The sequence below is a fragment of the Streptomyces sp. CA-106110 genome (assembly GCF_050936285.1).
Classification (GTDB): Bacteria; Actinomycetota; Actinomycetes; order Streptomycetales; family Streptomycetaceae; genus Streptomyces.
This window is the reverse complement of the sequence record NZ_JBNJNB010000001.1, coordinates 11,897,736-11,920,315: the sequence shown is the minus strand read 5'-3', so window position 1 is coordinate 11,920,315 and position 22,580 is coordinate 11,897,736. Positions and strand designations below refer to the sequence as shown.

Genomic DNA, 22,580 nt, shown 5'->3' with positions numbered 1-22,580 from the left:
CCGTCACGCCATCGCCATCACGCTGCTCGTCCTGGGTCCGCACGACACCCGCCACCTGTGGCACGGCCTCGCCACGCTCTCTACGCCATCGCCTTCATGCTGATCGGGCCGGTGTTTGCCGACCATCGCATCATGGTCGACCACATCCGCAGCGCCGACCGGGTGGTGCTGTTTCTCGACACCGTGCTGCTGATGGACATCGCGTTCCCGCTCTTCGCCGCCTACGTACTGGCCGAAGCACTCTGCGACGGACACAGGCAGCGCACCGCCGCCGTTTTGCACAGCATCGCGTTCCAACTCGCGGCCGCGTCCCGTCCAACGTCATCTGGTAGTACGCCCGTCATGATCGTCAGCTGCTCGCCGCCACCATCCGACGGCGAGCCAGACAAGAGCGAGCCGGAAGCGCCGGACGATGCCTGCCAGGGCGGCCGAACCATGCTCGGCGCCCTGCTTCCCGCACTCGACGTGACAGTGATCGCCGCCCCCTTCTCTGATGCCGACTTCCATCGCGGGCGAGATCGCCAAGGCGAAGCGGCGGCGGGCCCGCGGGCATCAGAGGTGACCGCCAAAGGTGTTACCCGGCTGCGCCGTCGCGGGCGCGCTGGTAGTGGCGCCTGGCCTTCATCCTGTTGCCGCAGACGGCCATCGAGCACCAGCGAGCCTTGTTGGTCTTGCTGTGGTCGAGGAGGAACAGCCGGCACTCCGGGTTGGCGCAGGGCCGCAGCCGGCCGGGCATGGTCTCCTGCAGCGCGCTCCAGGCCAGGACGGCCTCTACCGCCATCCGGCGCTCAGCAGGGGCGTCCAAATCCCACGACACCCCGGCAGACGAGAGGTGCGGACGGGAGGTGACGCCTTTGAGGAGCGGAGCCAGCGACGCGGCAGGCTGGCTGCCGCGCACCACGTCCTGCAGGGCATCACGTGCCTGTAGGAGGCGCTGGTGCTCTTGTGTGCTGCCGCTGCCACCGTGGACCTGCTGCCAGGACCTGGCCGCTTCCGGGTCTGCCAGCTGGTCCTGGACGACGCCCTTGACCACTGGCGTGGTGTTGAGGAGCTCCAGCAGTGCGTTCTGCTGTTCTGGACCGGTCACCGTCACCATCATCGCCTCCTAACCGCGGTGATTAAGTTGACAGGTTAGCACGAACCTGGCCGCCCTAACTAGAGAAAGGCATTGATTGGTTAGTTTTCCTCCTCGTTTGAAGAACTGCAGTCCCACGCCGGCCGCGTCGAGCGCGACATCGCCTCGGCCGACTGCAGCGGGGTCCCAGGGACACCCTTCTTCAACAGACAGCGCCACCACGGTACCCATGACCTCGCCGTGCTCACGCCGGCCCTCGACGCGGCGCGCGAAGGGGCCGAGGACATCCGCTCCGGGCCGGTGCCGAGGGAGCAGTTCTGCGTCCTGCGCCTGGCCGTGCGGCATTACCGGACCCGTGCGCCACGCGGGCTCACCGTGCCAGGCCGGGCAGGCCGCCGTGCCGCCGTGTGCGCGGGTACGAGGCCGGAGTCCGGGCGCCTCGAGACGGTCGGCCGCGACAGTCCACAGAGCCGAGCCGACCTGCCCCTGATGGACCGCGAGGCAGGCAGGCCGGCGTGACGGCCTGAGCAGGCCTGGGGTGGGCGGCTGCGCCGATGGACTGAGGGTGAAGGCAGGCCGCCGCCCTGCCGCCAGGGCGCGGCGGGTCCTCGACCTCACCCAATCTAACCCTCAAAACCATCTTGACAGGTTAGGTCGAGTGTGCTCGACTGGAGGTGTAACCACTAAAACGCAACCACAGGGGTTAGGGATATGGCCTCCGCAGTCCACCACCGCACCGCCACCATCGACGGTCTCGAGGTCTTCTACCGGGAGGCCGGCGATCCGAAGGCACCCGCCGTGGTACTGCTCCACGGCTTCCCGACCAGCTCGCACATGTTCCGCCACCTGATCCCGGCGCTCGCGGACCGGTACCACGTCATCGCCCCCGACCACATCGGGTTCGGCCAGTCCGCGATGCCGTCGCCGCAGGACTTCCGCTACACCTTCGAGGCCCTCACCGAGGTCACCTCAGGGCTGCTCCAGCACCTCGGCGTCGACCGGTTCGCGATGTACGTACAGGACTACGGAGCCCCCATCGGCTGGCGGCTCGCACTCCAGGCCCCGGACCGCATCACCGCGATCGTCACCCAGAACGGCAACGCCTACGAGGAAGGCTTCGTCAAGCCCTTCTGGGACGGTGTGTTCGCCTACGCCAAGGACCCGCGACCGGACACCGAAGCCCCCATGCGCGGCGCCCTGACCGCCGAGGTCACCCGCTGGCAGTACCTCAACGGAGTCGCCGACCCCAGCCTCGTCAGCCCCGACAACTGGGTCCACGACCAGGCACTGCTGGACCGGCCCGGCAACGACGAGATCCAGCTCGGGCTCTTCCGCGACTATCCCACCAACGTGGACCTCTACCCGCAGGTCCACCAGTACTTCCGCGACTCCCAGGTCCCGCTGCTGGCGGTCTGGGGAGCGGGCGACGAGATCTTCGGCCCCGACGGCGCCCGGGCGTTCGCCCAGGACCTGCCAGGCGCCGAGATCCACCTGCTCGAGTCCGGGCACTTCGCCCTGGAAAGCCACCTCGAGACCATCACACGGCACATCCGCGACTTCCTCGGCCGCGTCCTCGCCTGACGCGCAGGAGCCGAGGCGGCTGCGGCGGACGTGGACCCCCAAGCCCCGTCCGCAGCAGTCGGGCAAAGGACCCGTCATGCAGTACCTCACCCAGCACGCTTTCAGCCCCACCCCCCAGACCGTGCGCGCCGCCCGCGACTTCGCGATGCAGGCCCTCGACTCCTGGGGCGGGTGCCGGCGCCGGGACGACATCCAGGTATGCGTCTCGGAACTGGCCAGCAACGCCGTCCAACACGGAAGCCCCGAAAGCCGCGACTACCTGCTGCGCCTCATCCGTCACCCGCACTGCCTCCACATCGAAGTCCACGACAGCACGCGCCACTCCCCCGTCTGTACCCCGCCCGCATCACCGAGCGCGGAGTCGGGGCGCGGCATGTACATCGTCCAGGAGCTCTGCGACGACTGGGGCGTCAGCAGCACCGACGACGACGGCAAGATCGTGTGGACCTGCTTCCACAGGCCCGAGGCCCACACCTCCCGCTGCTCCTGCACGCCCTGACCGTCAACAAGAATCACCCCACCCTGGGCGCGGCCACCCGCGCACCCCGCACCCCGCACCCCGCATCCGGAAGGAGCACGCCATGGGACTGTCCTGGCAGCAAGGCCCCCTTTCCGCCGGCACGATCGGGCACTTCCTCACGCCCGAACCGCTTCCCGAACGCCTCCTGTTCGCCGAGCGGCTGCGTCGCCGCATGCGCGTCAAGTTCAACGACACCTGGGTCGCCGACAGCGAGGACGTGGTCCTGCTCCACGAGCCTGGCCGCTATCCCGTCGCCTATTTCCCGCGCGCGGACGTCGACGAGCAGGCGCTGGTCCCGAGCGGCAAGGTGACGCAGCACAAGGACCTGGGCGATACCGCCTGGTTCACGGTGCGGTCCGGCGACCGCACCACCGAACGCGCCGCCTGGGAGTTCACCGCGCTGCCCGGGCACGCCGCCGAACTCCAGGGCCGCATTGCGTTCGCGTGGCGGGCGATGGACGCCTTCTACGAGGAGGACGAGCGCATCCTGGGACACGCCGCGGACCCGTACCACCGCATCGACATCCGCAGCACCTCCCGCACACTGGAGGTCCGTCTCGGCGACACCGTGGTGGCCCGCTCCGAGCACCCTGTCGTGCTCTTCGAATCCGGGTTCGCCCCGCGCTGGTATGTCCCGCGCGCCGACATCGACCAGACCCGGCTGCGCCCGGTCGAAGGCCAGACCTTCTGCCCCTACAAGGGCCTGTGCGACTACTACGACATCGGTGACGCGCGCCGTGCCGCGTGGTCGTACCGCAACGCCTACCGGGAGGTCGACCGGATCAGCGACCTGGTGTCCTTCGAACAGGACAAGGTCGAGGTCTATCTCGACGGAAAGCGCCTGTATCTCGAGCCCGGGCAGAACGTCGTCCCCCACGGCGTCGACCGCGGCCTGGACGTCGACGAGATCAAGCCACACTGACCCAGACGAACTCACGTCCTGACTCTGCACCCGTACCAGAGTCCACCGATCCCGACGGTGATGCGGAGACCCTGCAAAGACAGCGGACTTCCCCGCGCGAGGGGGGCCACCTCTTCAGGCAGGCTTTCTGTACTTCGATGGACCTTCCCGGACGGAATCCTCGCACGTTTCGGGATCGCGAGTCGGCTGCTCACCGCCACCACCCATTCAGCTCACTGAAGACCCGTCAAGCAAACAGCGGCAACCCGGTGGTTGGGGTCAGTGACGTGCCACCGAAAGACGGCCGCCGAAGGGGACAGCTAACGCGTTCAGCTGTCGTTCGAGCTCTCAGGACACATCTTCCGGGAAAACCTGCAGTTGGAAGATGGCTCCCGAGGACCGGGGCCCAGTGACGTGGCCGGCCGAGTGCCGCGCACCACGGCCTGCCGTGCGACGCACACCCCAAACAGGTGCAGGCGCTCCCCGAGGCGCAGCTGCGGCCGTGCACCTGCCGAGAAGGGCCGGCTGTTCGGGTCCGCCAGCTGGTGCCGGGCCGCGCCGTTGACCACCGGTGTGATGTTGAGGAGTTCCAGCAGGGCGTCCTGCTGCTCTTGATCGACGACCATGACACCCCCATTCCTCTCCTAACTCTATTGAAGCCATTGACGGGTTAGAAATATGGGGTCACCCTGTAAGAGCAAGTCCCAGAAAGAAAGAACCAGGAACAAAATGATCTCTGCGGTATTTCCATATGAAAAGCAGCGGCGGAAGGTCCTCGACCGCGAGATGGCGTACGTGGAGGTGGGAGAGGGCGACCCCATCGTGCTGCTGCACGGCAATCCCACCTCGTCGTACCTCTGGCGCAACGTGTTGCCGCATCTGCAGCCGCTGGGCCGCTGCATCGTCCCCGACCTGATCGGGATGGGCGACTCCGACAAGCTGCCTGACAGCGGCCCCGGCTCGTATCGCTTCGTCGAACACCGCTGCTACCTCGACGCCCTGCTCGAGGCTCTGGATGTGCGCGAGCGGGTCACCCTCGTAATCCATGACTGGGGCTCGGCCCTGGGCTTCGACTGGGCCAACCGCCATCGCGAGGCCGTGAAGGGTATCGCGTACATGGAGGCGATCGTGCAGCCCCAGGACTGGACTCACTGGGACCTGATGAATATGCGTCCAGTTCTGCAGCAACTGCGTTCAGAGGCAGGCGATGCGATGGTCCTGCAGAACAACTTCTTCGTGGAGGAGATTCTCCCGAAAGCAATCCTGCGCACGCTCTCCGAGGAGGAGATGGCGCAATACCGGCGGCCGTTCGCCGAGCCCGGCGAGGGGCGACGGCCGACGCTGACGTGGGTCCGGCAGATCCCCATCGACGGCGAGCCCGCCGACGTGGCTGAGATCGCGACCGCCTACGCAGAGTGGCTGGCCACGAGCAGTGTGCCCAAGCTGTTCGTGAAGGCCGAGCCCGGTGCACTCCTCGCCGGCGGCGCGAATCTCGAATTCGCCCGCGGGCTGCCGGCGCAGACCGAGGTGACGGTCCCAGGGGTGCATTACCTCCAGGAAGACTCGCCGGACGAGATCGGGCGAGCCATCGCCGACTGGATGGGCACGCTGGGCTGACCAGGGACCACGCCAAGCCACGATCTGGGGCTGGAGTAGTTGGTACAACAGTCGCCAATTACTGGCTGACCAGGGCGTAGTCCAGGCCCGTGCACGTTGGCAGAACCAACGCGCACGGGCCTGGTGGGCAGAGGACGTGCACCTTCACCGCTCACTGAGATATAGGCATGTCTCAGCGAGACACCCATTCCTGGATGAAAGTCCCGTACCCACCCGAAAGAAGGCAGGTCATGGGTACACGCTTCGCAGCCGACCGCCTGGCATACACCTGGTCTCACACCGGCTCCACGTGCGGTTTTACGTCTCCGAGCCGCTCCCGGCGACGACGGGCCGAAGCCCACACATGAGGCGCTTTTCACCTGGCACCGCAGGATCCGAGCGCCCGAACGGCTTGGCTCTCGCCGACCGGACGCCCCCAAACTGCCAAAAAGCGACGGCAGTTGGCAGCCCCCAGGACGCCGAGGAGCACGACTCGCTGGAACCGCGCAACGTCGCTCAGGCGGTCACCGTGGCGCGCCCTGCCGTCCCACCTGGCGTGCGAATCGGGGCCACCACCTGGGCCCAGGCGGTCCCGGATCCCGAGCAGCGAACGGCACCGTGCGCTCCAGGAGCACCATGTCCGACCATGGCTTGGTGAAGTGGCATGAAGAAGGCATTGAGTAGGTGGCCGAGGCGCTGCTGGACCGCGAAACCGGCACGCTGGCTCTGCGTCTCGCCGCTGGCCGGCTGGGTCCTGCGAGGCTGGCCGAGGTCACCGACAACTCGTTCGGTCACCGTCGAACGAACTGCCCTGGATCTGCTGGAGGCTGTCTGGATGCTGGCCGGCGGCTTTGTTGCGACGGACAACGCCGCACTCGTGTGCGCGGCGTTCAGCAGCTCGGCGGCACAGGGGCGCTGACCCGGTGCCAGCAGGGCGCGGCCGATGAGTTCGCGCCGGCCAGCAAGTCAGTATCGGCATGACTGCTACGAACAAACCGCCGGTCGTCTCCCGCTCGGAATGGCTGGCCGCGAACGACGCCCTGCGCACGCGGGAGAAGGCACACACCCGGGAGGGCGACGCGATCGCCGCCGCACGGCGACGGCTGCCCATGACCGAGGTCGACGCGTCGACCCCGCTCGCTGGAGGCACGGGAGAAGTTTCCCTGATCGACGTTTTCGACGGCCGTACCCAGCTGTTCGCGTCGTATCACATGTGGCACGGCGGCCGCCCCGCCGCAGACCAGTGCGAGGGCTGCACCTTCTTCACCGGCCAGGTCCGCGAACTGTCCTACCTTCACCAGCGCGACGTCACCTTCGTCGCCTTCTGCCAGGGTCCCTACGAGGAGTCCGAACGCTACCGCCGCTTCATGGGCTGGGACATGCCCTGGTACTCCGTACCGGCCGAGTCCCACGAACGGCTCCTCGCCGGCCGCCACTTCGGGATGAAGGCGTGCTACCTCCGCGACGGGGACCGCGTCTACGAGACGTACTGGACAACCGGCCGAGGAGTCGAGCCCATGGCGCCCTCCTACGGCATCCTCGACATGACCGTCTACGGACGGCAGGAGACCTGGGAGGACTCCCCCGCGGGCTGGCCGCAGCCTTATGAGACCCGGGGCCAGCAGTTCCGCAAGGATGGACGCCCGACCGCGCAATGGGCACGGCTTGCCACCGGACACGACGACGACATCCACGGCGAGCAGGCCGGTACGGGCCACTCAGGCTGCTGTGGCTGACCCGGCCCCAGCTTCTCAGCGGAACCACCACCCGAAGGCCAGGGCTTCCGGCTCGCCTCTGAGGCCCCGGTCCCTCGGTGGGCACGATCCGCGGGCACGCCTGGCACGCCGGGCTCCCCCGCCAGGGCCACCCACGGCACAACGATCAGATGGTGCACGGGGCCCGAGTCCAGGCCCGGCTCTGCGAGGTGCGGGCGAGGGCGTCCTCGAGCCCGCAACGCTCGTCATGCCAGTGCTGACAGTCCGCGGTGAGGCACGTCCCGGCGAAGCGGAATCATTCCTCGGACCGCCGAAGCGCGCGAGTCCCTGCGACGAAGGCCTGCCGTCCGGACGGGACGGCTTCCCAACAAACCACCTCCACCCCTAACCCGCATACGCCACTTGACAGGTTAGGTCGAGTGTGCTCGACTGAACATATCACCACTGAAGTTCGATAGAGGGGTTAGGGACATGGCGGGCTGTCCGCGGCCGACCCCGTGCGCCGTATCGGCGGTACTGGGGACGTGGCACGCGTGATCTTCGCGTGGACGAAACAGCTTGCCCGTCGATGACGAGCCCGTTCTCGCCTGACTCCGTCACGCTACCCGCCGACAACCGGGGCCTGCCGGCTCCGAGCCCGTCCTTACCCGAACCCGTTCTTCCGAGAGGATCCGGCGGTGACCGAGGAAGCTCCTCATCTCAGCCTCAATCTGTATCTGCGCAATTCTGGCTACCACGAGGCCGGGTGGAAGATCAGCTCGGCTGACCCCGCCGCGCCCCTCGACCCGCGCTACTACGTGGACCTAGCTCGGACGGCGGAACGGGGCGTGCTGGACTCGGTCTTCCTGCCCGACAGCCCCGGCCTGGTCATGTTCCGTGCAGCGCACTTGCCCTCGACCGGGCTCGATCCCGTACAACTGCTGTCCGCGATAGCGCCGGCCGCCACACATATCGGCCTGGTCGCCACCGTCTCCACCACCTACACCCAGCCTTGGGAGACCGCCCGGCGCCTGGCCACGCTGGACTTCCTCAGCCACGGGCGGGCCGGTTGGAACATGGTCACCACCGCCGAACCCGAAGTCGCCGCCAACTTCGGCAGCCTTCCCCACCCTCCCCACGCTCGACGCTACGAGCGCGCCCATGAATACGTCGACGTCGTGCTCAAGCTTTTCGACGGCTGGAGCGACACGGCGGCCGTAATGTCCCGAACTGCGGGCATCTGGGCCGACACCACGCAGGTCACTCCACCGCGCCATCACGGACAGTACTTCGACGTCGAGGGGCCGCTTCCGCTGCCGCGCTCTCCCCAGGGCCGCCCCTATCTCACGCAGGCCGGAGCATCGCCTGCGGGCATGGAACTGGCCGCCAGGTATGCCGATGCGGTGTTCACCCCGCAGCGCGACATTCCCTCGGCCGCCGCCTTCCGCAGCCGGCTGCGAGAGATGGCCACTCGCTGTGGCCGGGCAGCCGACCACATCAAGGTTTTGCCGGGTCTGCCCTTCCTTCTGGCCTCCACCGACGCCGAAGCCAAGGCCCTGCACGCCGAACTGGAGAACGCCTCCAGCGATGAGTTCCGTTGGCGCAACACCGCCCACCTCGCCGGCCTGGACCACACCACCGTTGACCCGGATGCACCGCTGCCCGACCACATCCTCGGCGCCCCGCCCCTGACCAGTTTCGGTGCATCGATCTATCAGCTCGCCAGGCAGGCACCGGCGCCCTTCCGGGAGGTCGCGCGGCGTTTGTCCGCACTGCCGGGTGCGCTGGACTTCATCGGCACCCCCGAGGGCCTTGCCGACCTCATCACCGACTGGTGGCAGGCCGGTGCGAGCGACGGCTTCACTCTGATGCCCAATCTCCTGCCGGATCAGGTCGACATCTTCGTCGACCACGTGGTGCCGATCCTGCAGGGCCGGGGCATCGGCCGCCGCGAGTACCGCGGCACCACGCTGCGCGAACACACCGGACTGCCACGGCCCACTCACTGACAGAGCCAGAAATTGATGACACAACGACCCACCGGCATGCGACGGCGCGGTGCGGCCCGAGGAGATGCACGATGATCCGGTTCGATGCGGTGACCAAGTCCTATCCCGAGGGGACCGTCGCCGTGAACGCTCTCACCTTGGAGGCGGCCACGGGTGAGACGACCGTGCTTGTCGGTCCCTCCGGCTGTGGCAAGACCACCTCGCTGCGGATGGTCAACCGTATGGTCGAGCCCACCTCGGGGCGGGTGTTGCTCGACGACCGCGACACCGCTGTCATGGCGCCCCACGAACTGCGCCGTGGCATCGGCTATGTCATCCAGCAGGCGGGCTTGTTCCCCCACAAGACCGTCTTGGACAACATCGCCACCGTTCCTGTCCTCACGGGCCGCACCCGCCGCCAAGCCCGAACCCGCGCCGCGGAATTGCTCGAGTTGGTCGGCCTCTCGGCCGATCTCGCCTCCCGCTATCCCAACCAGCTCTCCGGCGGCCAGCAGCAGCGCGTAGGCGTCGCCCGGGCCCTGGCCGCCGACCCGCCGGTGATGCTGATGGACGAGCCCTTCAGCGCCCTCGACCCGGTGGTCCGCGAACAGCTCCAGAATGAGTTCGTCCGTCTCCAGCACGACCTCGGCAAGACGATCATCTTTGTCACTCACGACATCGACGAGGCGATCAGGCTCGGGGACAAGGTCGCTGTCCTGGCCGCCGGAGGAGCCCTCGCCCAGGTTGGAAGCCCGGCCGCACTTCTTTCCCGGCCCGCGAACCCCTTCGTCGCCTCGTTCCTCGGCCGCGACCGCGGCTACCGCGCACTGACCTTCGCCCAGGCCGGCCCGCTCCTGGCGACCGACGAGGCCACCGTTCGGCTCGGCGATCCCCTGGCTCTGGCCCGCGACCGGCAATTGGACGGCTGGGTCCTGGTCGTCGACGACCAGGACGCCCCCCAAGGATGGTTGAACACGGCCTTTCTGACCGACCGCCACTCGACCGGCACTGTGAGCGCGGAGCTGCTGTACCTGGGCGGCACGCTCGCCACCGCCCACGGCACGCTGCGCGAGGCCTTGGACGCGGCACTGTCCTCCCCCAGCGGACGCGGAGTGATCGTCCAGGAGAACGGACAGCTGGCCGGAACCGTCACCGCCTCCCAAGTGCTGGCCCGCGTCGAAAGCCGAGCCGCTCACCTGCGCGCCGCCGACCTCCCATCCGCGGCCGCGGCCAGCACCGAGATATCTAAGGCACAGCGATGAACCAGCTGCGGATCTACTTCACCGCCCATCAAGACCAGATCCTCAGCTGGGCCTGGACCACCGTGTGGCTGGCCGCACTCCCCGTTGTGATCGGTCTTGCCCTTGCACTGCCCTCCGGATGGCTCGCCCACCGCCACCGAGCCGTCCGCGTCCCGTTGGCCTCAGGCCTGGGGGTGCTCTACACGATTCCCTCGGTGGTCATGTTCCTGATCATCCCCGAAATCCTTGGCACCAAGATCCTCTCCCCGGTCAACGTGGTGGCAGCCCTGAGTCTCTACGCCTTCGCTCTGCTCGTGCGCAGCGTCCTCGATGGCCTGGACTCGGTTCCGGAAACGCTCCTGTCCACGGCGACGGCCATGGGACACACCACCCGGCAACGACTGCTGTTCATTCAGCTGCCCCTTGCGCTGCCGGTCATCGGTGCCGGGGTGCGGGTCGCGGCGGTCTCCAACGTCAGTCTCGTCTCTGTCGCTTCTGCGATCGGAACCTCCCAGCTCGGACAGCTCTTCCTCGTCGGCAATAACACCAGTTCGCTGCCACCCATCGTCCTGGGCCTGGTGTTCTTCGCCGCTATCGCCCTCCTTTTCGACCTCGTCGTCCTCGCGGCCATCCGGCTGCTGGCCCCCTGGCGGGCGGTGAACCGATGAACCTCGCTCTCGACAACGGGCTGCCCAGTCCCGGCCGGGTTCTCGTCTGGTTCGACGATCCCCTGAACTGGTGGGGCCCGGGCGGGCTCATCGCCGACGTCCGCCAGCACATCGTCTACACCTTGATCGTGATCACGGTGGCAGCCATGATCGCGCTGCCCGTGGGTCTGGTGATCGGCCACACGAGCCGCGGCACCCTGCTGGTCGCCGGAGTTGCCAACGTCCTTCGTGCCGTACCGGCTCTGGGGCTGCTCATCCTCCTGGTCGTGGTCCTGTCTCCGCACATCCACGTCCAAGGCGGCGTGCCCGGCATCCTCGCCCCCGGCAGCGTCCCCTACTTCATTCCCGCGGCCCTGGTCCTGATCCTGATCGCCGTACCGCAGATCCTCACCAGCACCTACGCCGTTATCCAGGCCCTCGACCCCGCCGTCCGCGACGCAGCCCGAGGCTGCGGCATGACCCCCCTCCAGGTCGTCCTCAAGGTCGAGCTGCCTGCCGCGGCCCCACTGATCATCTCCGGCATCCGCAGTGCCACGCTCCAGGTCATCGCCACCCTCGCCGTCGCGGCCTACGCACCGCTCGTGGGCGGCCTGGGCCGACTGATCGTCGACGGCCAGCAAGACCTCGCAGACCCCCGCTACGGCTATCCCGCCATGCTCGCGGCCGGCATCACGGTCGCCGTCCTTGCTGTCGCCACCGATGCCCTCCTCGCCCTGGCCCAGCGCAAGGCCACCTCACCCGGACTCGCACTCGCCCCCACCGACACCCGCCCCCACACGCGCTCCCGGTCGCACCGCGGCCCCGGTCGCATCCCCGCCACATCCAAGGAACTCACATGAGGCGCATCCTGCCTACAGCACTCGTCCTAGCCACCGCACTCGCCGCCGCGGCATGCGGAGCACCAGGCTCCTCTTCCAAGACCACCGCCCCACGCCAGACCACCAGCGCCGCCCCCCGGGCAAAAACCCCTCTCCCGAACGTCCCTGGGAAGGTCACCATAGGATCGGCCGACTTCCCCGAGTCCGAACTGCTGGCCCACCTCTATGCCGGCGCGATGACGGCCCGCAAAGTCGCCGTGCAGATCCACGCCAACATCGGCGAGCGCGCCGCATACGTGAGCGCCCTCAAGGAAGGGTCCATCGGCGCGGTCCCTGAATACACCGGAGCCATCCTCAACTACCTCGCCCCTGAGCAGAAGGCCACCAGCCCGCAGGACATCTACGCACAACTGCAGCGCAGTGCACAGGCGCAGGACCTCACGGTGACCAACTACGCGCCCGCGCAGGACGCCGACACCATCACCGTCACCAAGGCCACCGCCCACAAGTACCACCTGCGCAGCATCGAAGACCTGCAGCATGTCGCGGGCAGGTTCCGGCTCGGAGCCCCCCAGCCCCTGCTGACCGTCCCCTACGGCGTACCGGGTCTGAAGAAGGTGTACGGCGTCTCCTTCAAGCAGTTCGTCGCACTCGCACCGACCGGAACGATCACGCAGACAGCACTGCGCAACGGCACCGTCGACGCGGCCGACATCTTCTCCACCGACCCGGCCATCCCCCGCTACGGCTTTGTGTCGCTCAAGGACCCCCAGAACCTCTTCGCCGCCCAGAACGTCGTGCCCCTGTTCAAGAAGGACGTCCTGACCCAGCCCATGGCCGATGCCTGCAATGCCGTCTCCGCCAAGCTCACCACCGCCGCCCTCGGCGAACTCGACGCACAGGTCGCCCAGGGTGCCGACCCGGACATCGTCGCCCACAAGTGGCTTTCCTCCAACGGACTGGCATGAACCCGCAATCGCATCCTGGCCAACCGAACGCAAGGGCGATCGCCACTCCGTCAACCACACAGCACGATCGCCCGGCGGCGCTTCGCACCTGCCGGCGGACACAGCCGTCCATGCCAGCAGTTCGCAGCACTGCACACGAGTAAGGAAGGAACGCATTGAAGGCTCCCCTCCCTGAAGGGAGGGGATTCTCCACTCTCCAGGGCTGATGTGGGGATTTACGGCTCAGGCCGCCACCGGAGCCGGCGGCTCAGGTGGTCTTACGCCCTCGGCACCGTCCGGGTTCCAACCTGCCCGGACCAGCATCACGCGGGCGAAGTTCTTGTCCCTGGGCGAGACGGCTCCGCACACGGTGCAGGCATAGGTTCTCATCGAGAGAGGTAGTGCGTGCTTGGTTCTCGCTGCGCACTGCGCGCAGTCCATCGTGGTGTGCGCCGGGTGCACGAGGCGGACGTCCCGTGCGTGCTTGCGCCCCATCTCGACCAGAGCGCGTTTGGTGGCGGCGATGGCGGCATCGGCTGCCTTGCGGGCCATCGTGGTTTTCGCGAGGAACTTCGGGCGGAAGTCCTCCACCGCAACCCCGTCATGACCGCGCATGACGGCCTTGGCCCACTTGCGGCCGGTGTCCTCCCGCTGCCGCGCGATCTTCCTGTGCAGCTTCGCTGCCTGTACCTGCGCCTTCCGGTAGCCCTTGGATGCGGGCCGGCCCTTCGGACGCCGGCACCGGGCCATCATCCGCTGGTAGCGGGCGAGCCCCTGCGCGGCCCGCTTGCCGTGCTCGGCATGCGGGAGATCGTAGGCGTCATCCGTGGTGGTAGCGGTCTCCTTCACACCCCAGTCCACCCCGAGCACCCGCCCCGTGAGGGCGAGCGGTTCGCTCCGCGCGGGGGCGACGAAGGACACATACCAGTGCCCGAGCGTGTCCTGGTACACGCGCACACTCGACGGGTCGGCCGGAAGAGCCCGCGACCACACCACGCTCACCACGATCTGGCCCGCAAGGTGCAGACGACCGTCCTTCAGACGGAAACCGCGCCGGGTGTAGTTCAGGCTCGGCCTGGCCTCCCGCTTCTTCTTCCAGCGGGGCATCCCGGCCCGGCGGTGCACCGGAAGCCCGTCCTTGATGTCCTTCAACGCCTTCGCCCGCGACTTGGCGAAGTCCCGAATCACCTGCTGCTGCGGCACCGAGGCACCCTCAGCCAGCCACGGCATCACCCCGCGGGCCTCGGTCAGCATCCTGTCCAACTGCGCCGGACCACACGTCAGCTTCCCGCCGGACTCCTTGCTCTGCCGGTGGACCTGCTTGGACTTGGCCACGCATTCATTCCAGAGCCACCGGCAGCGGTCCCACTCCGCTTCAAGTGCGCGCCGCGCGGTAGCCGACAGGCGCACACGAAAGGAGTACCGGGCATGCCCGGCCCCCTCCGTGGTCGCGTCTGTCGTCATGCATCCGAACCTATATGGGAGGACTGACAGTTGAGACCTCTTGATCGCCACGGGCTCGCTCACCTCGTCGCGGGTGGACGGTCCTTCGCCCTGGAGGCGAAACCCCTATTTCCCGTCCTGCTCCGCAGGAGACCGATTCCTCCCCGGCCTGAAGGCCGGGGCATCCTCGGAGGAACCCGGTGAAATCCCAGAAGACGCTTCGCCGTCCCCTAGCACTGAGTGCGGCCGCGGTGGCGGCGACGGCGTTCGCCGGCCCCCGGGCCGTGGCCGCAACACCCGCTCCCCCCGCGCAAACACAAGGCTCGCCTGTGCACCTCAAGAAGCCCCTTGGCCGGCTGGGCTCGCTCACGAACCTGATCGTCCAGCGACTCCTGGTCAGCGACCTGGTCGCGGCCGCGAAGTTCGGCACGGGCACACCCATCAACGATCCTGCGCGTGAGCAGCAGGCACTGGGCGAGGTCAGACAGCAGGCCATCACTCTCGGTCTGGATCCCGACGAAACGGTGGCCTTTTTCCAAGGCCAGATCACCGCAAGCAAGATCGTTCAAGAGGGCCTCTTCGCCGAATGGACGGCACACCCCAACGAGGCCCCCACGGCGCGCCCCGACCTTAGCAAGATCCGCGCCCAACTCGACCAACTCACCACGGAACTCCTCCAGGAGCTAAAGGCCACCCTGTTTGTACGCGGCACCCTTATCGGCTGCGCTGAGGAATTGACACTGTCCAAGCAGTGGATCACGGCTCTCGACCACGTGGATTTGCTCCATCGCCAAGCCCTCGCCGCGGCCATGCAGTCGGTCTGTACGGGCCCCAGTAAGCGACGGAAGCGGAGCTGAGCACTCACATTCCCGCTGCGCCCCGTACGCCCATCAAGTCCATCGGGAAACTGACTACGACGGAACATCGATCTCCGTCGCCGACAGCGCCGGCGATCATCTGCTCACGCAGCTGCTTTCACCGCGAGATCCGCCTCAGCACGGTCCGCCCCTGAAGACATCGTCGAGAACGGCGACGACGCCGACATCCCATACGAGGAGCTGGAAATTATCGTGACAGACATCATGCAACGCCCCGCGCCCGGACCCGACCTCACACTGTCCTACGGCGAACTGCCGGACCAGGTGATCGACCTGCGTATCCCGCCCGGCATCCCGGCACCGCTCGTCGTCCTGGTGCACGGCGGCTTCTGGCGTCCGGAGCGGGACAGGACCTATATCGCGCCGATGGCGCACGCATTGGCGGCGGCGGGGTACGTCGTGGCGGTGCCGGAATACCGGCGGGCCGGCATGTGCGAGGAGGGCTGGACCGGCACGTTCAACGACGTAGCCGCGGCCTTGGACCAGGTCGGCAAGCTGGCAGAACCACACGGCGCTGACCTGAGCCGGACCACCTGGGTCGGTCACTCGGCCGGCGGCCACCTAGTGCTCTGGGCAGCCGCGCGGCCCTTCCTCCCGGCAGACTGTGCCTGGCACGGATCTTGCGAGGCCACTCAGATCGTGTCACTGGCCGGGTGCAATTCGCTCCGCCTGGGCGCAGAGTGGAACCTCGGCGACGGCGCGGCCAAGAACCTGATGGGCGGAACACCGGACGAGGTGCCAGATCGCTACACCCTCGCCGATCCCGCCGCGCTCACGCCGACGCCGCTGCCGGTCACTCTGGTACACGGGAGTAGCGATACCAGGGTCCCGCTCGCCATGAGCCAGGCTTACCAGGCTGGGCGGCTGGTCGAGGTACCGGGCGCCGACCACCTCGACCTCGTCGACCCGCTGAGCGGCGCCTGGCCGCACGTGCTCGCGGCGATCAGGGTTCCCTGACCACGCAAGGTCAGGGCTCCGGGTTCGAATGCTAGCCCGCCGGGCCGCCGGGGGATCTCACCCCGGGCGGCCACGGGGTGAAGTAGGCCCCGACGAGGTGCCCGTGGCTCGGGTCCTTTTGCGACACGGCAGCTGTAGAGCTTAGTCGTTGGCGTGCCTGTGCAGGTCACGCTGGCATGGGAACGGCCACCGCGATCATGGTCGTTTGTGAAGACAACGCAAGACGTGATGGCCGTGGAGGCCGCGATAGCTCAGCAGAAGTGGACAGTCGGCGCAGGTCGCGGGCTGCTTCCCACGACGGGACTCGCGGCTGCTGGCCCGGGAGACGATGGAGCCAATGCTGATGGAGCTGGAGCGGCGCCACTGCTGGTCGCTGGCGGAGGCGCTGGCGCGTCGGCGGTTCGCAGCGCCCGTTCTGCGGGGTCGATGGCCAGCAGCGGACGCGGGCAGCGCCGCCACCTCGCCCGGCGCGACGGTGGTCAGGACAACGGCGTTCAGGCGGCGGGCAGTCGTGGAAGTGGACGCAGGTTCCCCCTGCATAGTGCGGGCGGGCCCCACGCGGCCTGACGGCCGCGCACGAGCGGTGCGAGGTGCGGTTGCGGGCCGGGATGCCCGCGCGTTCACACTGTGCAGGGAATCTGGGCGATCCATAATGGGCTGCCGAGCGCTGGGCACGTGCGCCTCGTCTACGTACCCCAGCAGCCCGCAGCGGTGCGTAGACATAACCGCCACCACGAAGGCGGCGTAGTACGCCTAGTCGCCGCCGTGCAGCTCGGCCGCGACCGAACCGACGTACCAGGTGGTGTCCATGAAGGGCACCGCGGCGAACGCCACGACGAAGGCCAGGATCGCCGGCCACCGGGGCTGCTGTGCCTCCCATCCCCCAGTGCTGCGGCCGTACGCCGCCGGCGCGCGCCTCCAGATCACCAACGCTTCAGCGTGGGAAGGCGTAACAGCCGGCGTGCCGCCCTTGGGGTCCGGCCACCCTCAGCTGACTGAGGCCAATTCTCTCGGCCGAGTGCAAGCTGGGCGAGGGCAGCAACCCTCTGGCCGAGGCCTTCGGACACCGGACCCCGCGCAACCCGCACTGGTTGGCGTAGCGTCTGGGCTAGTGGCCGACCGGCTGGTCCTGCTTGATCTTCTCCACGACGTCCAGGAGGAGGTCGCTCACGAGGGCGGGTGCTGTGACGATCGGGGTGTGGTCCACGGAGTGGGAGCGCACCGTGGCGCCCATACGCTCGGCCATGAAGTGCTGGTTCTCGGCGGGGATCATGCGGTCGTCCTCGGCGATGAGGTACCAGCTTGGTCGGTCCTTCCAGAGCGGGCGGTTGACCGCGGCCGTGATACAGACCACCGAGATGGGTCGCTGCGCCGCGCGTAGGCGGGTGTGCTCCTCGGCCGTGGCGTTCTGGGCGAACGCGGTGGGGAAGGCTGCGTCGGGAAGCCACATGAGGCCATTGGCGTCGGGCGCAAGTACCGGGGCGTCAGGATGCGGGGTTCCGCGGCTGAAGACCTGGCCCACCGTCTCTCCCTCATCCGGGGCGAGCGCTGCGACGTAGACCAGCGCGCGGACGTTCTCGGCCCGCGTGGAGCCTATGACTCCTCCTGCGTAGGCGTGCCCGGCCAGCACAACCGGGCCGACGACGTGCTCCAGGGTGTGGTTGAGCGCAGCTACATCGTCCTCGAACGAGGTTAGGGGCAGCGGCGCCGCGATCGTGCGTACACCCGCGGCCTCGAGCGCGCTGATGACCTTGCCCCAGCTGGAACCGTCTGCCCAGGCGCCGTGGGTGACGACGACGGTCAGTTCGGAAGACATGTGTACTCCTCGTGGATAGGCCGGTTGCGGCCTTCGTGGCCCGGCCCGGCGTTGACGTGCGTGCGGAAAGGTGCAGAGCCCCGAGGCCGGTGATGGTGCTGTTTCATTCGGGGTCCGCAGGGGGCTTAGAAGCCGTGGTTCGCAAGGAACTCGCGGATTGCTTCGGCGATCTGGACGGCGTGGGTCTCGAGGGCGAAGTGGCCGGTGTCGAGAAGCCGGACCTCGGCGTTGGGGTTGTCACGTTTGAAAGCCTCGGCGCCGGTCGGCAGGAAGAACGGATCATTGCGTCCCCAGATCGCCAGCAGCGCGGGGGTATGCGTGCGGAAGTAGTGCTGGAAGACGGGGTAGAGCTCGACGTTGGTCTTGTAGTCGCCCAGCAGGTCGAGCTGGACCTCATCGGCGCCGGGGCGGGCGAGGTAGAAGTTGTCCAGGTTGTAGCCGTCCGGCGAGACCAGTTCGGGATCCGGGGCACCGTGGGTGTAGGAGCCTCCCCCTGAGTGGTGGACACCCTGACCTCGACCCCGGTGGGGGTCGGGAGAGGGTGACCGATTATGGTGATGAAGGTCTATTCGCCCGAGTTCAAGGCCGACGCCGTGGCCCTGTTCCACTCGGATGCTGATCTCACGATCGCGCAAGCCGCGCGTGACCTGGGACTCAACGCGGAGACCCTGCGGAACTGGATCCGCGCCGACCGCGCCCGCGGCGGCAGCACCACCGGCTTGACCAGGAAGAACGTGACCAGCACCACCCCGGCCGTCGAGGCCACCCGCGAGGAGCTCGCAGCCCGCATCCAGGCCCTGGAGGCCGAGCTGAAGGCCGCCCGCAAGGAGAACGCCACGCTCGCCACCGAGCGGGACATTCTGCGCAAGGCGACGAAGTTTTTCGCCTCGGAGATGACCTGGTAGGCCGCTGCCAGTTCATCGAGGACCACTGCGAGACCTACCCGGTCAAGCGGCTGTGCCAGGTGCTCGACGTGCACCGCTCCAGCTTCTACAAGTGGCGGGCGGGTCGCGAGGCCCGCGCCGCGCGGGAGCGGACCGAGGCGGCCCTGGCGACGAAGATCAAGGCCGTGCACGACGACTCCGACGGCACCTACGGCTCCCCGCGCGTCACCGCCGAGCTGCGGGACACGCACGGCATGGAGATCAACGAGAAGAAGGTGGCCCGCGTCATGCGCAAGTTCAACATCGTCGGGGTGCACCTGCGCAAGAAAGTCCGCACCACCGTGCCCGAGCCGGCGAACCAGGTGGTGCCGGACCTGTTCGGCCGGGACTTCACCGCCGCCGAGCCGGGTGCGAAGTACATGGGCGACATAACCTATCTGCCCGTCGGCGACGGCGAGTTCCTCTATCTCGCCACCGTGCTGGATTGCTTCAGCCGCCGGGTGGTCGGCTACTCCATCGCCGACCACATGCGCACCGAACTGGTCGCCGACGCGCTGCGGATGGCCGCCACGACCCGCGGCAGCCTGGACGGGGCGATCTTCCACAGCGATCACGGAGCCCAGTACACGTCGAAGGAATTCGCCGACCTGTGCAAGGAGTTGGGCATCACCCAGTCCATGGGCGCCGTCGGCACCAGCGCGGACAACGCCGCCTGCGAGAGCTTCCACGCATCCCTGAAACGCGAAACACTGCAAGGCGCCCGCCGCTGGGACGGCGCCCGCGCCTGCCGGCTGTCCGTGTTCCGCTGGCTCACGCGCTACAACACCCGCCGCAGACACAAGAAGAACGGCCAGCTCAGCCCCGTCGCCTACGAGGCCCGACACTCAGCTACACTCACACTTGCCGCATAAGCATACAAACCGGTGTCTACTTCTCGGGGGGAACCCCCGTACTGCCACACGGTGGTCTCTGGGGTCAGGAAGGTGCGCAGTCCTTCGCGGTTGGCCGGGGAACGCTCCTCCCAATATGCGCGGATCGGGGCCCATCCCTCGCTCAGTCCCTCGTCGTACGCGTTGCCGTTCTGGGAGATGATCGCCGCGATCTTCTCGGGATGCGTTGCTGCGAGGCGGAATCCGGTCGGCGCGCCGTAGTCGAAGACGTAGAGCCCGAACCTGGTCAGCCCGACCTCCTCGGTGAACCGGTCGATGACCTGGGCGAGGTGGTCGAAGGTGTAGTCGAACTCGGCTCGGCTGGGCATCTCGGACTGGCCGAAGCCCGGCAGGTCAGGGGCGATGACCCGATACCGGTCGGCCAAGTGCGGGATCAGGTCCCGGAACATGTGGCCAGCGCTCGGGAAGCCGTGCAGCAGGAGCAGGACGGGGGCATCGGCCGGCCCTGCTTCGCGGTAGAAGATGTTCAGCCCGTCGACCTGGACGGACCGGTAGCTCACTACGTTGTTCATTTCACAGCTCCGTGGCTCTGATCGGTGGCGGGGTCTAGCCAACCAAGCACTTTCTAACCTGTCAAGTGAGTTTTAGTAGTTAGATAGATGGGGGTCGGCGCCGCCGGCTCTCGCGCGCGCTCACAATGTGGGGCAGGGTGGGCATGACTACCGGCAGCCAGTCGGCGCGGGCCAGGCCAGCGTGGGCACTTACCGGGGGCGAAGGTCCGGCGCGAGGATCTCGACTGGCGAGCGAACCAGGTGCGCCCCGTCCGGAACGGGCGCTGCCGGGCGCGACTTCCGACGCCCTTGGTCACTTGCCGGGGAGATCGGGTGTCGCAGGCCGCAGATGTGACTCGGGCTAGCGCACCTCAACCCGCGGCCCTCCGGCACGAGACTTCACCGGCCCGGAGTCGCGATCAGGGCACCGCCCGAGTCTTGGTGCTGCGACTTGCGGCCAGGGCCCAGTGCCTCGCTTCCTGCCCCGGACGGAGGCAACCGGCTCAACTGGTTGTGCGGTTGGTGCCAGATTCGTTGCGGGAGCTCTTCCGCTGGGTGGTCCCCCCACCGTGGTGCAACGACGTCAGGGTCGGCGTCGCGCCGGAGACCGGGAAACGCTGGCGGCGATCTTGTTCGTGGCCACCTCCGGCTACACCTGGAGGCAACTCCCGCCTGTCGGACCGTGCTGGCAAACGGTGTGAGGAGCAGGCCTTCTCCAACTGAGGCTGGTCCAGCCAGGCAGCAGCGAGCCGAACTCGACGCCCTTCGCATGCGCTGGCATGCATCGGCTCGGGTGTCGGGAGCTGCGGAACGAAGTTCCTTCGCCCATCCAATCGCCGGGTAGGCCGAGGCCGGCTCCAGGCCCTCGCTCTACTTCCGCAATCATCGCGACGACGTTGGTGTCTTGCTTCCAGCTTGCGATCAAGAAACGGGCGTCTTCGATTGGAACCAGGCCTCCTATGGATATACACGCCTGACCATGGAGAACGTCGGACCCTGCGCCCAAGAGCGTTAGGGCGCGTATTTGGTTGTGATCAATGGGCGGTCCGGGTGAGGTCCCTGATCCAGATCATCGAGGCCCGCAGGTGGAGGCCGGCGAGGTAGCTGTCTGGGGTCTTGTCGTATCGGGTGGCGATGCCTCGCCAGGCCTTGAGTTTGTTGATCAGACGCTCGACGGCGTTCCGTTCCTTGTAGAGGTCGGCGTCGTGGCTGACGGGCCGTCCGCCTCTGGAGCCCTTCTTCCTCCGGTTGGCGGCCTGGTCCTTCTTCTCCGGGATGACTGCCTTGATGCGGCGTTTCCGCAGGTGGGCGCGGTTGCCGCGGGACGAGTAGGCCTTGTCCCCGGCTACCGCGTCGGGGCGGGTGCGGGGGCGACCGACGGGGCCGCGGACCCGTATTTTCTTGAGCACGGGGATGAATTGCGGGCTGTCGGCGGCCTGGCCTGCAGTCAGGACGAACGCCAGCGGGCGGCACTTGCGGTCGGCGGCGAGATGGACCTTGCTGGTCTGCCCGCCCCTGGAGCGTCCGAGGAGAGCGGCCTTCAGCCGGAGTTTTCGTCGGCGCCGAATGCGTCGTCGTTCTTCCCGCTCGCGGCCGTTTCCGGCGTCCTGCCCGTCTTGTCCTTCCGGACTGCCCCCTTGACCTGGCCTTTTCCTCCTCGGCGGCGGCGTTCTCCAGTGCGGTGAGCACGTCCTCGCTCAGGTGCATCCCGGCGGCGTCGTGGTGAGCGCGTGCGGTGGTGGAGTCGACGCTGACCAGGGACAGGTCCACCTCGCCCCGCTTCGCGGCCTCCGCGATCAGCCCCTCCAGCAGGGCCTCGAACACGCCGGCGTCACGCCACTGACGGAAGCGGTTGGAGACGGTCGACCAGGCGCCGAACTCCTGCGGCATCTCCCGCCACTGCCCGCCGGTCTTGAACCGCCAGATCACGCCCTCGAACTGCTGCCGCAGGCGCTCGGGGTAAGGGCCGTACTCGCCGATCGGCAGGTACGGCCCGATGAACTCCCACTCTTCGTCTGTCAGTTGCACTCGCGTCACGCAAGACGATCTACCGGATCAGACCTCGGCACGAGGGCAAATCCACAAGATTGATCGCGACTCGATACGCGCCCTAATAGGGCTTTGTTAGGTGG

General features: G+C 67.7%; 22 protein-coding genes and 1 pseudogene. 15 read left to right on the top strand and 8 right to left on the bottom strand.

What is annotated here, in order from left to right:
• Window positions 1–574 precede the first annotated feature (574 nt).
• Window positions 575–1,096, bottom strand: coding sequence for a CGNR zinc finger domain-containing protein (locus tag ACQEXA_RS55280; protein WP_432938741.1), 522 nt, complete (start codon window positions 1,094–1,096; stop codon window positions 575–577).
• Between the two features lie 219 nt (window positions 1,097–1,315).
• Here ACQEXA_RS55280 and ACQEXA_RS55275 point away from each other — a divergent pair, with 219 nt between their 5' ends.
• From ACQEXA_RS55275 to ACQEXA_RS55260, 4 genes are all read left to right on the top strand, one after another.
• Window positions 1,316–1,594 carry a hypothetical protein gene (locus ACQEXA_RS55275; protein WP_433133974.1) on the top strand — a complete coding sequence of 93 codons (279 nt, stop codon included), beginning with the start codon at window positions 1,316–1,318 and terminating at the stop codon, window positions 1,592–1,594.
• Between the two features lie 192 nt (window positions 1,595–1,786).
• Entirely contained in the window at window positions 1,787–2,656 is an 870-nt protein-coding gene (locus tag ACQEXA_RS55270; RefSeq protein ID WP_432920919.1) for an alpha/beta fold hydrolase, read from the top strand.
• 76 nt (window positions 2,657–2,732) lie between these two features.
• Window positions 2,733–3,155 carry an ATP-binding protein gene (locus ACQEXA_RS55265; protein ID WP_432920922.1) on the top strand — a complete coding sequence of 141 codons (423 nt, stop codon included), beginning with the start codon at window positions 2,733–2,735 and terminating at the stop codon, window positions 3,153–3,155.
• A gap of 82 nt (window positions 3,156–3,237) precedes the next feature.
• On the top strand, window positions 3,238–4,098 hold the full coding sequence (locus ACQEXA_RS55260; RefSeq protein ID WP_433133969.1) for a DUF427 domain-containing protein: 861 nt from the start codon (window positions 3,238–3,240) through the stop codon (window positions 4,096–4,098).
• Window positions 4,099–4,406: 308 nt separating this feature from the next.
• On the opposite strand, the gene ACQEXA_RS55255 is transcribed toward ACQEXA_RS55260, so the two are convergent.
• Entirely contained in the window at window positions 4,407–4,703 is a 297-nt protein-coding gene (locus ACQEXA_RS55255) for a hypothetical protein (protein ID WP_432920928.1), read from the bottom strand.
• A 103-nt stretch (window positions 4,704–4,806) separates the two neighbouring features.
• On the opposite strand from ACQEXA_RS55255, the gene ACQEXA_RS55250 reads away from it, so the two are divergent.
• From ACQEXA_RS55250 to ACQEXA_RS55220, 7 genes are all read left to right on the top strand, one after another.
• Window positions 4,807–5,694, top strand: coding sequence for a haloalkane dehalogenase (locus ACQEXA_RS55250; RefSeq protein WP_432920930.1), 888 nt, complete (start codon window positions 4,807–4,809; stop codon window positions 5,692–5,694).
• 956 nt (window positions 5,695–6,650) lie between these two features.
• Window positions 6,651–7,409: a DUF899 family protein gene (locus tag ACQEXA_RS55245; RefSeq protein WP_432920936.1), complete on the top strand. Its 759-nt coding sequence runs from the start codon at window positions 6,651–6,653 to the stop codon at window positions 7,407–7,409.
• 656 nt (window positions 7,410–8,065) lie between these two features.
• Complete coding sequence (locus tag ACQEXA_RS55240) at window positions 8,066–9,376, top strand: NtaA/DmoA family FMN-dependent monooxygenase (protein WP_433133967.1); 1,311 nt, start codon at window positions 8,066–8,068, stop codon at window positions 9,374–9,376.
• 71 nt (window positions 9,377–9,447) lie between these two features.
• Window positions 9,448–10,617, top strand: coding sequence for an ABC transporter ATP-binding protein (locus tag ACQEXA_RS55235; protein WP_432920942.1), 1,170 nt, complete (start codon window positions 9,448–9,450; stop codon window positions 10,615–10,617).
• On the top strand, window positions 10,614–11,264 hold the full coding sequence (locus ACQEXA_RS55230) for an ABC transporter permease (protein ID WP_432920945.1): 651 nt from the start codon (window positions 10,614–10,616) through the stop codon (window positions 11,262–11,264). Before ACQEXA_RS55235 ends, ACQEXA_RS55230 begins: the two co-directional genes overlap by 4 nt.
• Complete coding sequence (locus ACQEXA_RS55225) at window positions 11,261–12,103, top strand: ABC transporter permease (RefSeq protein WP_433133965.1); 843 nt, start codon at window positions 11,261–11,263, stop codon at window positions 12,101–12,103. The genes ACQEXA_RS55230 and ACQEXA_RS55225 overlap by 4 nt, the downstream gene beginning before the upstream one ends.
• Window positions 12,100–13,050 carry an ABC transporter substrate-binding protein gene (locus ACQEXA_RS55220; protein ID WP_432920951.1) on the top strand — a complete coding sequence of 317 codons (951 nt, stop codon included), beginning with the start codon at window positions 12,100–12,102 and terminating at the stop codon, window positions 13,048–13,050. The genes ACQEXA_RS55225 and ACQEXA_RS55220 overlap by 4 nt, the downstream gene beginning before the upstream one ends.
• 222 nt (window positions 13,051–13,272) lie before the next feature.
• Here ACQEXA_RS55220 and ACQEXA_RS55215 read toward each other — a convergent pair whose 3' ends face one another.
• Window positions 13,273–14,493: an RNA-guided endonuclease InsQ/TnpB family protein gene (locus tag ACQEXA_RS55215; protein WP_433133962.1), complete on the bottom strand. Its 1,221-nt coding sequence runs from the start codon at window positions 14,491–14,493 to the stop codon at window positions 13,273–13,275.
• A gap of 179 nt (window positions 14,494–14,672) precedes the next feature.
• Between ACQEXA_RS55215 and aroQ the strand changes: the two genes are divergently transcribed.
• The gene (aroQ, locus tag ACQEXA_RS55210; RefSeq protein WP_433133959.1) at window positions 14,673–15,329 is read left to right on the top strand and encodes a gamma subclass chorismate mutase AroQ; all 657 of its coding nucleotides are present in this window, start codon (window positions 14,673–14,675) and stop codon (window positions 15,327–15,329) included.
• A gap of 213 nt (window positions 15,330–15,542) precedes the next feature.
• A complete protein-coding gene (locus ACQEXA_RS55205; protein ID WP_432920966.1) occupies window positions 15,543–16,307 on the top strand; it encodes an alpha/beta hydrolase family protein in 765 nt (254 codons plus the stop codon).
• Window positions 16,308–17,060: 753 nt separating this feature from the next.
• Here the strand turns inward: ACQEXA_RS55205 and ACQEXA_RS55200 are convergent.
• From ACQEXA_RS55200 to ACQEXA_RS55190, 3 genes are all read right to left on the bottom strand, one after another.
• The gene (locus tag ACQEXA_RS55200) at window positions 17,061–17,237 is read right to left on the bottom strand and encodes a hypothetical protein (RefSeq protein ID WP_432920968.1); all 177 of its coding nucleotides are present in this window, start codon (window positions 17,235–17,237) and stop codon (window positions 17,061–17,063) included.
• A 178-nt stretch (window positions 17,238–17,415) separates the two neighbouring features.
• Window positions 17,416–18,123: an alpha/beta fold hydrolase gene (locus ACQEXA_RS55195; protein WP_432920971.1), complete on the bottom strand. Its 708-nt coding sequence runs from the start codon at window positions 18,121–18,123 to the stop codon at window positions 17,416–17,418.
• 125 nt (window positions 18,124–18,248) lie between these two features.
• Window positions 18,249–18,731, bottom strand: a complete 483-nt coding sequence (locus tag ACQEXA_RS55190; protein ID WP_433133957.1) for an alpha/beta fold hydrolase — start codon at window positions 18,729–18,731, stop codon at window positions 18,249–18,251.
• Here ACQEXA_RS55190 and ACQEXA_RS55185 point away from each other — a divergent pair.
• Window positions 18,675–19,918, top strand: a protein-coding gene (locus ACQEXA_RS55185; protein WP_432920220.1) for an IS3 family transposase whose coding sequence is annotated in 2 segments (ribosomal slippage) — window positions 18,675–19,014 and window positions 19,014–19,918 — 1,245 coding nt in all. Because the reading frame shifts where the segments join, the coding sequence is not laid out codon by codon here. The genes ACQEXA_RS55190 and ACQEXA_RS55185 overlap by 57 nt on opposite strands.
• On the opposite strand, the gene ACQEXA_RS55180 is transcribed toward ACQEXA_RS55185, so the two are convergent.
• Window positions 19,876–20,469, bottom strand: coding sequence for an alpha/beta fold hydrolase (locus ACQEXA_RS55180; RefSeq protein ID WP_433133954.1), 594 nt, complete (start codon window positions 20,467–20,469; stop codon window positions 19,876–19,878). The two genes, ACQEXA_RS55185 and ACQEXA_RS55180, sit on opposite strands and share 43 nt — an antisense overlap.
• 446 nt (window positions 20,470–20,915) lie before the next feature.
• Between ACQEXA_RS55180 and ACQEXA_RS55175 the strand changes: the two genes are divergently transcribed.
• A complete protein-coding gene (locus ACQEXA_RS55175) occupies window positions 20,916–21,149 on the top strand; it encodes a transposase (protein WP_433133951.1) in 234 nt (77 codons plus the stop codon).
• A gap of 333 nt (window positions 21,150–21,482) precedes the next feature.
• On the opposite strand, the pseudogene ACQEXA_RS55170 reads toward ACQEXA_RS55175, so the two are convergent.
• Window positions 21,483–22,485: pseudogene (locus tag ACQEXA_RS55170) on the bottom strand (IS5 family transposase).
• Window positions 22,486–22,580 lie beyond the last annotated feature (95 nt).

Coding starts and splice junctions, on each gene's coding strand:
- ACQEXA_RS55235 (WP_432920942.1), top strand. CDS start 9,448: ATGATCCGGTTCGATGCGGTGACCAAGTCCTATCCCGAGGGGACCGTC.
- ACQEXA_RS55270 (WP_432920919.1), top strand. CDS start 1,787: ATGGCCTCCGCAGTCCACCACCGCACCGCCACCATCGACGGTCTCGAG.
- ACQEXA_RS55265 (WP_432920922.1), top strand. CDS start 2,733: ATGCAGTACCTCACCCAGCACGCTTTCAGCCCCACCCCCCAGACCGTG.
- ACQEXA_RS55245 (WP_432920936.1), top strand. CDS start 6,651: ATGACTGCTACGAACAAACCGCCGGTCGTCTCCCGCTCGGAATGGCTG.
- ACQEXA_RS55225 (WP_433133965.1), top strand. CDS start 11,261: ATGAACCTCGCTCTCGACAACGGGCTGCCCAGTCCCGGCCGGGTTCTC.
- ACQEXA_RS55250 (WP_432920930.1), top strand. CDS start 4,807: ATGATCTCTGCGGTATTTCCATATGAAAAGCAGCGGCGGAAGGTCCTC.
- ACQEXA_RS55215 (WP_433133962.1), bottom strand. CDS start 14,493: ATGACGACAGACGCGACCACGGAGGGGGCCGGGCATGCCCGGTACTCC.
- ACQEXA_RS55195 (WP_432920971.1), bottom strand. CDS start 18,123: ATGTCTTCCGAACTGACCGTCGTCGTCACCCACGGCGCCTGGGCAGAC.
- ACQEXA_RS55230 (WP_432920945.1), top strand. CDS start 10,614: ATGAACCAGCTGCGGATCTACTTCACCGCCCATCAAGACCAGATCCTC.
- ACQEXA_RS55220 (WP_432920951.1), top strand. CDS start 12,100: ATGAGGCGCATCCTGCCTACAGCACTCGTCCTAGCCACCGCACTCGCC.
- ACQEXA_RS55255 (WP_432920928.1), bottom strand. CDS start 4,703: ATGGTCGTCGATCAAGAGCAGCAGGACGCCCTGCTGGAACTCCTCAAC.
- ACQEXA_RS55280 (WP_432938741.1), bottom strand. CDS start 1,096: ATGGTGACGGTGACCGGTCCAGAACAGCAGAACGCACTGCTGGAGCTC.
- ACQEXA_RS55180 (WP_433133954.1), bottom strand. CDS start 20,469: ATGAACAACGTAGTGAGCTACCGGTCCGTCCAGGTCGACGGGCTGAAC.
- ACQEXA_RS55260 (WP_433133969.1), top strand. CDS start 3,238: ATGGGACTGTCCTGGCAGCAAGGCCCCCTTTCCGCCGGCACGATCGGG.